Source organism: Amycolatopsis sp. NPDC059235, from assembly GCF_042754125.1.
GTDB lineage: Bacteria > Actinomycetota > Actinomycetes > Mycobacteriales > Pseudonocardiaceae > Amycolatopsis > Amycolatopsis albidoflava.
In genome coordinates, this window is record NZ_JBHZAG010000036.1 from 61,555 (window position 1) to 70,779 (window position 9,225).

Annotated in this window: 11 protein-coding genes; 5 read left to right on the forward strand and 6 right to left on the reverse strand. The window is 69.1% G+C overall.

All coding sequences use genetic code 11. The annotated features are described in order from the left end of the window. Positions 1–93: 93 nt before the first annotated feature. Positions 94–885, forward strand: coding sequence for a DUF2470 domain-containing protein (locus ACFXI3_RS23495; protein WP_344281942.1), 792 nt, complete (start codon positions 94–96; stop codon positions 883–885). A 59-nt stretch (positions 886–944) separates the two neighbouring features. Here ACFXI3_RS23495 and ACFXI3_RS23500 read toward each other — a convergent pair whose 3' ends face one another. Continuing rightward, on the reverse strand, positions 945–1,412 hold the full coding sequence (locus ACFXI3_RS23500) for a PPOX class F420-dependent oxidoreductase (protein WP_344281945.1): 468 nt from the start codon (positions 1,410–1,412) through the stop codon (positions 945–947). A 22-nt stretch (positions 1,413–1,434) separates the two neighbouring features. Between ACFXI3_RS23500 and ACFXI3_RS23505 the strand changes: the two genes are divergently transcribed. The 3 genes from ACFXI3_RS23505 (at position 1,435) to ACFXI3_RS23515 (ending at position 4,240) form a co-directional block, all read left to right on the forward strand. Next, complete coding sequence (locus ACFXI3_RS23505) at positions 1,435–2,268, forward strand: CPBP family intramembrane glutamic endopeptidase (protein WP_378402115.1); 834 nt, start codon at positions 1,435–1,437, stop codon at positions 2,266–2,268. Positions 2,269–2,328: 60 nt separating this feature from the next. Further along, a complete protein-coding gene (locus ACFXI3_RS23510) occupies positions 2,329–3,525 on the forward strand; it encodes an arginine deiminase (RefSeq protein ID WP_344282878.1) in 1,197 nt (398 codons plus the stop codon). 163 nt (positions 3,526–3,688) lie between these two features. After that, on the forward strand, positions 3,689–4,240 hold the full coding sequence (locus ACFXI3_RS23515) for a ferritin (RefSeq protein WP_344281950.1): 552 nt from the start codon (positions 3,689–3,691) through the stop codon (positions 4,238–4,240). 68 nt (positions 4,241–4,308) lie between these two features. Here the strand turns inward: ACFXI3_RS23515 and ACFXI3_RS23520 are convergent, their stop codons facing one another. The 5 genes from ACFXI3_RS23520 to ACFXI3_RS23540 form a co-directional block, all read right to left on the reverse strand. Beyond that, positions 4,309–4,893 carry a dihydrofolate reductase family protein gene (locus ACFXI3_RS23520; protein ID WP_378402117.1) on the reverse strand — a complete coding sequence of 195 codons (585 nt, stop codon included), beginning with the start codon at positions 4,891–4,893 and terminating at the stop codon, positions 4,309–4,311. Positions 4,894–4,988: 95 nt separating this feature from the next. Then, positions 4,989–5,816, reverse strand: coding sequence for a hypothetical protein (locus tag ACFXI3_RS23525; protein ID WP_378402119.1), 828 nt, complete (start codon positions 5,814–5,816; stop codon positions 4,989–4,991). Further along, a complete protein-coding gene (locus ACFXI3_RS23530; RefSeq protein WP_377925998.1) occupies positions 5,813–6,376 on the reverse strand; it encodes a SigE family RNA polymerase sigma factor in 564 nt (187 codons plus the stop codon). Before ACFXI3_RS23530 ends, ACFXI3_RS23525 begins: the two co-directional genes overlap by 4 nt. A 125-nt stretch (positions 6,377–6,501) precedes the next feature. Beyond that, positions 6,502–6,855 (reverse strand): DUF952 domain-containing protein, encoded by a 354-nt coding sequence (locus ACFXI3_RS23535; RefSeq protein WP_344281962.1) that lies wholly within the window; start codon positions 6,853–6,855, stop codon positions 6,502–6,504. A gap of 68 nt (positions 6,856–6,923) precedes the next feature. Continuing rightward, a complete protein-coding gene (locus ACFXI3_RS23540) occupies positions 6,924–7,799 on the reverse strand; it encodes a DUF5926 family protein (RefSeq protein ID WP_344281965.1) in 876 nt (291 codons plus the stop codon). Positions 7,800–7,875: 76 nt separating this feature from the next. On the opposite strand from ACFXI3_RS23540, the gene ACFXI3_RS23545 reads away from it, so the two are divergent. Then, complete coding sequence (locus ACFXI3_RS23545; protein WP_378402122.1) at positions 7,876–9,030, forward strand: cytochrome P450; 1,155 nt, start codon at positions 7,876–7,878, stop codon at positions 9,028–9,030. The last annotated feature ends 195 nt before the right edge of the window (positions 9,031–9,225 follow it).

A 9,225-nucleotide genomic window follows, 5' to 3' on the forward strand; every position in this document is an offset into this window, starting at 1 on the left:
ACCAGCACTTTCCCGCCCCATGGGTGATCTTCGCGCGCACCCTTCCCTTCGCGCGGCAATTCAGGTTAGGCTCACCTAAGTAGGAGGTGAGCCGTGACCGAGGCACCCGTATCCGTGCGCCGCCCGCCCGCGCCAAACCCCGCCGAACGCGCGAAGACGATCGCGACCCGAGGCGGCCCGGCGACGATCATGCCGACCGTCGAGAACGCCGGCTGCGAAGCCGAACGCGTCGAGCCCGTCCTGCATCACGTGCACCACAGCGGAAGCGTCAGCATTCTTCTGCCGGACGAGCACCCGATGGTGTGCGCGTCCCGGCAGGCTCAGCGCGGCGAGCTCGCCGTCATGGTCGAGCTCGCCGACCACGCCCCGGTGGCGCTGCGGGAACCGGTCCGCGGCCTGCTGTGGATCACCGGATGGCTCCGGCCGCTGACGGAGGTGTCGGCCCGCGCGCGTGCGGTGTCGATCGCCGAGCAGCGGCCGGACCACCGGCTTCTCGACGTCGGCCACGGCCTCACGCTGCTCCGGCTGACCCCGGCGTCGCTGGTGCTCGCCGACGCGGAGGGCACGCATTCGCTGCGGCCGCACATGTTCAGCGCGGCCCCGCCGGACCCGTTCCACGACTACGAGGCCGAATGGCTGCGCCACCTGGAAAGCGACCATCCGGACGTGGTGGAGCAGCTGGCCCGGCACCTCCCGGCGAACCTGCGCGGCGGCCGGATCCGCCCGCTCGGCCTCGACCGGTACGGCCTGCGCCTGCGCGTCGAATCGGCGGCGGGCGACCACGACGTCCGCCTGGCTTTCTCCCGGACGGTCGACAGCCCGCCGCAGCTGGCGGCGGAACTGCGGCGGCTGCTCGGCTGCCCGTTCCTCCGCGGCGAAGCTTGACTGGCCGTGAAGGGCTCCTTGAGGGAATCTGATTCCCTCAAGGAGCCCTTCACGGACCTTCAGTCGTCCGCCAGCTCCGGAGGGAAGCCGCCCGTGGCGATCGGGCCCCAGCGGTCGATCGTGATCCGGATCAGGCTCTTGCCCTGCTTGCGCATCGCTTCGCGGTACTCGTCCCAGTTGGGGTGCTCGCCGGAGATGCTGCGGAAGTAGTCGACCAGCGGCTCGACCGAATCCGGCAGATCGATCACTTCCGCGGTCCCGTCGACCTGCACCCACGGGCCGTTCCACTCGTCCGACAGCACACACACCGACACCTGGGAGTTGCGCCGGAGGTTCACCGCCTTCGCGCGCTTCGGATACGTCGCGATGACGATCCGGCCCTCGTCGTCGACGCCGCACGTGTTCGGGGACAGCTGCGGCCGTCCGTCGGCGCGGGTGGTCACCAGGATCGCGTGGTGCCGCTGCTTGAGGAACGCGACCAGCTCGGCGCGCTCGACCTTCGTGTTGGTGGCGATAGTCCTCGGCATACCCCGACGGTAGCGTGCGTTCATGCGCACCACAGAGCGTTCCGGAGGGCCATCAGGCCTGCGTTCCTGGCTCAATCCGGCACTTCCGGCGTTCCCGGCTCCGATCACCGACGCCCGCGAGCGGCGGGCGATCAAGATCGAGCTGGTCCTCGTCTTCGGCATCACCCTCGGGCTGTCCGGTGCGCGCAGTCTGCTGTCCCTTGTGGACTCTCTGCTGCGCCCGACCCCGTTGGCGCAGCAGCAAGTGCAGCTCAACGTCCCGCGCGCCGCCGCGAGCCTGCTGGACCTGCTCCAGCAGCTGCTGAGCGCCGCGCAGCTGATCGGCTGGGGCGGGCTCGGGCTGTACCTGCTGTGGCGGGCCGGGCTGAAACTGCGGGAAATCGGCTTGAGCCGCCGCATCCGCTCCGACGCGCTCATCACCGTCGGAATCGCCGCGCTGATCGGCATTCCCGGGCTCGCGCTGTACTTCGTCTCCTATCACCTCGGCTTCAGCCTCGCGGTGCAACCGTCCACTTTGGGCGATACCTGGTGGCGACCGATCGCGCTGACGCTTTCGGCGTTCGGCAACGCTTTCGCCGAGGAAGTGCTCGTGATCGGCTACCTGCTCACGCGGCTGCGCCAACTCGGCGTGCGCGAGAACGCGTCGCTGTTCGGCGCGGCGGTACTGCGTGGTTCCTACCACCTGTACCAAGGGTTCGGCGGCTTCGTCGGCAACCTCGTGATGGGACTGGTGTTCGGCCGCGTGTGGCAGCGGACCAACCGGCTGTGGCCGCTCATCGCCGCGCATACTTTGTTCGATGTGGTGTCCTTCGTCGGCTATTCGTTGCTGAAAGGCCGTCTTTCCTGGCTCCCGTGATGCCCGCTCATTAGGCTCCGTTTTGTGAGCGAGACGAGCGAGATGACCGCACCTCCCAGGGTGGACAGCGAAGTCGGGCCGCTGCGGGCAGTCCTGTTGCACCGGCCGGGAAACGAGCTGAAACGGCTCACTCCCCGCAACAACGACAAGCTCCTTTTCGACTCCATCCCGTGGGTGAGCCGCGCGCAGCAGGAACACGACGCGTTCGCCGACGTCCTGCGCGGCCGCGGCGTCGAAGTGCTGCTGCTGGCCGACGTTCTCCGCACCGCGCTGGAAGATCAGCGCGCGCACGCCGCCGGTGTCCACGCCGCGGTGGACGACCGTCGTCTCGGCAACGACCTCGCGGATTCGCTGAGGTCGCACCTGACGAGCGTCGACGCGCCCACGCTCGCCGAGGTCCTGATGGCGGGCATGACGTTCGAGGAGCTGCCGTCCGCCGAGGGCGCGTCGCTGGTGCGGATGATGCACAACCCGCGCGACTTCGCCGTCGACCCGTTGCCCAACTTGCTCTTCACCCGCGATTCGTCGGCCTGGATCGGCGACCGCGTCGCGATCTCGTCGCTGACCATGCCCGCGCGGCGGCGGGAAACGGCGCTGCTCGACCTGATCTACGCCTACCACCCGCGATTCCGCCACGCCGCCCGCGCTTACGGCGCGCATTCCGCGCCGATCGAAGGCGGCGACGTCATGTTGCTGGCGCCCGGTGTCGTCGCGATCGGCGTCGGCGAACGCACGACGCCTGCTGGCGCCGAATCGCTCGCCCGTTCCGTATTCGCCGACGGACTCGCGCATACCGTCGTCGCGGTGCCGATCGAACAATCGCGCGCGACGATGCATCTCGACACCGTGTGCACGATGGTCGATGTCGACGCCGTGGTGATGTATCCGCTCGCGCGCGATTCCCTCACCGCGTTCACCATCAAGCCGACCGGCGACGGCGGCGTCAAAGTCGCCGGCCCGACGCCATTCCTCGAAGCCGCCGCGGAAGCGATGGAGATCGACCGGCTGCGGGTGATCGACACCGGCCTCGACCCGGTCACCGCGGAGCGCGAGCAGTGGGACGACGGCAACAACACGCTGGCCTTGGCCCCTGGCGTGGTCGTGGGGTACGAACGCAACGCGGAGACCAATGAACGGCTGACCGCGGCGGGAATCGAGGTGCTGCCGATCACCGGGTCCGAGCTGGGATCCGGACGCGGCGGCCCGCGCTGCATGTCCTGCCCGGTGCGCCGCGATCCCCCGCCGAAGCGGCACTGACGCCCCGCACGGGCGAAGTTAGCCTTTCCTTAATAAGGGTAAACACATTAAGGGAAGGCTAACCAAAATAAGTGTTTCCTTCTTGAGGAATGGTAACCCTAATAGGGTGGAGATCACCAGCCAAAAGTGGAAAACAATCGGACATTGACGTACCGTGATAGACATGGCCGCTACGAAGAAAGAACCGCGCTCTAAGTTCTACGAACTGCTGCAGGCGCAGATCCACAACGAGTTCAACGCCTCCCAGCAGTACATCGCGCTCGCGGTCTGGTTCGACAACGAGGACCTGCCGCAGCTCGCGAAGCACTTCTACAAGCAGTCCGTCGAGGAGCGCAATCACGCGATGGCGCTCGTCCAGTACATGCTCGACCGGGATCACCACGTCGAGATCCCCGGCACCGGCCAGGTGCGCAACGACTTCTCCGCCCCGCTCGAGCTGATCGAGCTCGCCCTGGAGCAGGAGAAGGAGGTCGCCGCCGACATCTCCGCGCTCGCGAAGGCCGCCCGGGCCGAGGAGGACTACATCAGCGAGCAGTTCACCCAGTGGTTCCTCAAGGAGCAGGTCGAGGAGATCTCCCAGATGTCGACGCTCGTCACGGTCGCGCGCCGCGCGGGTGACAACGTCTACGAGATCGAGAAGTTCCTGCACCGCGAGGCCGTCGGCGACGCCGGCGCGGACGCCGGGATGCCCCCGGTCGCGGGTGGCGCGCTGTAACGCTCGAGCACGTCCGGAAGCCCGGTTGTCCCCATTGTGGACAACCGGGCTTCCCCATGTGGATAACTTCAGCGCCGCTCGTAGTGCGCGATGAGCACGCCGGTGGTGGTCGCGACGCTTCCGGTGAGCGTGAACTTGGTCAACGGCGCCGGTCCGTCGAACAGCCGCGCGCCCCGGCCGAGCGTCAACGGGTGGATCAGCAATGTGTAGGTGTCGACCAGTCCGGCGGCGTGCAGCGAGCGCACGAGCGAGACGCTGCCGATGATCGCGAGATTCTCGCCGGGCGAGGCTTTCAGCTCAGCGACAGTCTCCACCGCCGAACCGCGCAGCAGCACCGAGTTCTGCCAGGCGTCGGCGTTGTCGAGGGTGGTGGAGGCGACGTACTTCGTGGCCGCGTTCATGTGCGCGGTGAACACGTTCCCGTCCGTCCGCGGCCCCCACGCGGTGGCGAAGTCCTCCCAGGTGCGCCGGCCGAACACCATGTCGCCGGGCCGGTCCATGCCCTTCCCCATCTCGCGCGCCATGACGTCGTCGCTGTAGCCGTTGCCCCAGCCGCCCAGGTCGAAGCCGTCCTGGGTGTCCTCATCGCTGCGACCGGGGCCTTGCACGACGCCGTCGAGGGTGGTGCTCAGGATGACGCTGATCGAACGCATCGGGGATGTCCTTCCGCTTCCGCGGACCGCGAACCGGCCCGTCACCCGCTACACGAGCGGCGCGGAGCCAAATCGACATCGGCTCGCCGGAATTTTCAGCCGGCGCAGTCCTGCGTCTTCGCCCGGACCTCGATGGCCTGGACCGCCCCGTCCGAGTTCAGCGTGAAGTGATACGCGCCCTGGTCGCCAGTCGGCGAAACAAGCGCGCTCCCCGACTCGGACGTGCCCGGATAAGTCGACGTGACCTGGTCCTTCGGCGTCCCGTCGCCCACGCCTTCCGGGGTGTGCGCGGCACCGTCGGGCTTCACCGCGACCACGCCGTTGTCCGGCGACACGACTGCTGTCGCGGCGGGAACGCCAGCGCCGCTGACGTCGTAGTACGTGCAGCCAGCCGACTCTTTGACCGCCGTGAGCTTCATGCCCTGGTCCGCGAGCTGCTGCTCGGTCATGCCGAGCTTCACCGCGCCCAGGCCGTCCGCGGTCACCAACGCTCCGGAAGCGGCCTTCGTCGGCGTGGTCTTCGGCGGTGCCGGCTTCGTGTGGTGCGGATGCGCGGGCGGCACCGGCGGTTCGGCCGTACCGTGTTCCGACGACTCGACCGGCGCTTGGACCTGCGTCGATTCGGCGCTCGAAGGAGGCTCGGGTACCGAAGAAGGCACCGTGGGCTGGGCTGAGGCGACCTGCTGGGCGGTGAAGTCAGTTGCCGCCGGCGGCGTGCGCAACTGGATCACCGCCAGCCCGGCCGACGCGACCGCGAGCACGCACGCCGCCCCGGCCGCGGACGTCAGGACGCGCTGCCTGCGCCGCCGCCGGCGCGCGCCCGCCATGATGACCGACGCGGCGTCCTCGGTCGGCTGGACAGCCAGCCGGTCGTCGGCGAGGAGGGCGCGGAGGCGCTGTTCCAGATCCTCGGACTCGCTCACCCCGCGTCACCTCCTTCCTGGTTCCTCAGTTTCGCCCGCAAGGACGCGATGGCCTTGCTCGCTTGGCTTTTCACCGTCCCCTGGCTGATGTCCAGCGCCTTGGCGATTTCCACTTCGGACAGTCCTTCGTAGTACCGCAACACCATCACCGTGCGCTGCCGCGGCGGGAGGTCGCGCAGCGCCTGCCACAGCGGCTCGTGCTCGAACGGATCCTTCGGCGCGCTCGGGCTGGTCTCCGGCAGGTCCGCGACGAGGTTCTCCCGCCGCGTCCGGCGCCAGCGGCTGACGTGCGCGTTCGCCATCGAACGCCGCACGTAGGCCAGCGGGTCGCCGGTCTTCTGCTGCACGTACGACCAGCGTGCGCCCATCTTTTCGAGCACGGTCTGGACGAGGTCGGCGGCGTCGTGCGGGTTTCCGGTGAGCACGTGGCCGTAGCGGAGCAGGCCGGGCAGGGCCTCGCGCACGAAGTCGCCGAAGTCCGCGGTGGTGTTGACGGCTTCCGTCTGCGGCCCGGCCCACGGCGGATCTCCGCTCGCGAGGGGCAACGCGGCTGCTGTCACCGTATCGCCCCCTCCCCGGATGACCGCGTCCAGCGACGGTTCCTCGTCATCCCCACCACGCATGAGCGCCCCCCCGGGGTTGTCCCGTCTCCGTCGCTACTTTCCGTAGCTGTGGACAACTGAGGTCAGCGCACGGAAAGCGACTCGGGCAGCTTCAAGGCGCCGCCCGCGTCAGTGGGGAAATCGTGTACCGAGACCACAGCGTTTCGCGGGATCGGGCCGTAGATGTGCGGAAACTGGATTCCGCGCGGGTCCGGCGGCGCGCCGTCCTCCCAGCGGACGGGCGCGTCGACCAGCTTGGGGTCGATTTCCAGCAGCACGAGACCGGGCTGGCCGCGGAAGAGCGCGTTGGCGGGCAGCGCGACGGTGCCCGGGTCCGAGCAGTGGATGAATCCGACGTCTTCGAGCGACGGCGCGCGGTACTCGCCGTCTTCGGGCACCGCGGCCCACTCGTCGCGGGTGCAGATGTGGAGGATCACGCTGCGATCGTCCCATCGACTTACCCACATGTGGACAACTCAGGTCGAGTTGTCCACATGTGGATACATCAGCGAATGGTGAGCTGCCGCCCGATCAGACCGTCGCGGGCACGCCGCTCGGTGGCGTTGAGCGGCTCGGAGTCGAGGGACTTGAGCGCCTCGTCCAGCCGGGCGCCGAGCTGGTCCTTGGGCTCGGCCCACTCCCGGGCGTGCGCCTCGGGGTCGAGGTCCCACACCGGGACGAGCAGGCCGTGCGCGCGGAACGAGCCGGCGTAGCGGGTGCCCTCGCCGAGCCCGAGCGTGCCCGCCGCGGACAGCCGCGCAAGCGCTTGCAACAGCAGGTTCTCCGGTTCCGGGCGGACCCAGCGCAGGTGCGCCTTCTCGCCGGCGAGCACCCAGTAGGCGCCGGAGCCGAGCCGGTCAGTGGGCATGATCGCGGCGTTGGCGCGCTCGAGGGACACCGCGACGTCGCCGGTCGCGTCCGCGTCCTCGGGCAGCCACCACGCGAAGTCCGTGTGAAGAGCGACCTCCAGCTCCGCACTCGGCACGAGCAGGTCCTGGAGCCGGTTGTGCTCGTCCGGGTCGGTGGGCGAGGTTGTGTCCGGCACCGACAGCACGTCGCCGGGCCCGGCCTCGAGCAGCCAGCGCAGCGCGCGGCCGAGGTCGCGGCTGATGTCGGAAGACCGCGTCTGCACCTGGAGGCCGAGGAATCGCTCGCCGTCCGAACGCACGAACGCCGCGGCGGCCATGGGCAGCACCGTGCCGAGCGTGACGTCGCCGCCGTCGGCGAGCGTGAGCTTCGCCGTGGCCGACGGGACGAACTCGCGCAACGCGATCAGCTCCGGCTCCGCCGCCAGACCCTCGAACGGCTGCCCGACGAAGACGTCGCGCACCTTCGGCTTGCGGTCCGGCTTGGGACCCTTCTTACGCGCGCCCTTACCCATTTCAGCCTCCTCGGAACTCGATGTCAGACGCTATCGAAGCGACCGGGCGCGCGGGCTCGCGGGTTAGAGTCTGCTCGTGTTCGACCCTCGCGATCCCGCCTTCCTCGCCGACCCGTATCCCGCGTTCGCCGCGCTGCGCGCCGAAGGCGAGGTGCACCAGCACGACGGCCTCGGCATCGCGATCACGGTTTCGCACGCCGCGTCCGCCGCCGTCCTCCGGCACCGCGGACTCGGCCGGATCTGGACCGACGCGCAGCCGCTGGAGCGGTTCGCGTCGTTCAACCTGCTGCACCGCAACTCGTTGCTGGAGAACGAGCCGCCCGCGCACACCCGCCTCCGCCGCGTCATCGCGGGCGAGTTCGGCCGGGGTCACGTGCAGCGGTTGCGGCCGATGGTCGCGGAACTCGCGGAGTCCATGGTGGACACTCTGGCCGCGAAAATCGCCGCCGACGGCAGCGCGGACCTGCTCGAACACCTGGCGCAGCCCCTGCCGGTCGCGGTCATCGCGGAGTTGCTGGGCGTCCCGGCCTCGGACGGCTCACAGCTGGTGGCGTGGAGCAACGCCATCGTGAAGATGTACGAGTACGGCCTTTCCGAGGACGGCCGCGACGCCGCCGAGCAAGCCGCGGCCGACTTCGTGACCTACTTGCGCGACGTCGTGGCTGGCTCCCCACGCGGGATCGTCCGGGACCTGACCGCGAGCGAACTGACCCCTGACGAGGTCGTCGCCACCGCGGTCCTGCTGCTGATGGCCGGTCACGAGGCGACGGTGAACGTGATCGGCAACGGGGTGACCGCGCTGTTGACTCACCGGGCGGAATGGGAGCGACTTAGGTCCGACCCAACGTTGCTGGACTCGGCTGTGGAAGAACTGATCCGCTTCGATTCGCCGTTGCAGTTGTTCGAGCGCACGGCGACTGAGGATGTGGAGATCGCCGGTCACCGGGTGGCGAAGGGCGCGAAGATCGGGGCGCTGCTGGGTGCCGCGGCGCGTGACCCGAAGGTGTTCGATGCCCCGGACACCCTGGATATCGGCCGGTCGCCGAACGCGCACCTCGGGTTCGGAATGGGGATTCACTATTGCGTCGGGGCACCGCTGGCCAGGGTGGAGATCGCGGCCGCGCTGACGGCGTTGACCAAGCGGCTTCCGGAGTTGCGGCTGGCCGCGCCGCCGGAGCGTCGGCCGGAGTTCGTGATCCGGGGGCTGCGGAATTTGCCGGTGACTGCCTGAGGTTCGCTGGCTTGGGGTGGTGAGTGCTGGATAATCGCGAAGGTCTCCGGCGGGGGTTTGTCCACAATGGATGTTTCCGCCGAGATCTCGCCCATGCCCGCCGCACCACCGCACCACCGCACCACCGCACCACCGCACCACCGCACCACCGCACCACCGCACCACCGCACCACCGCACCACCGCACCACCGCACC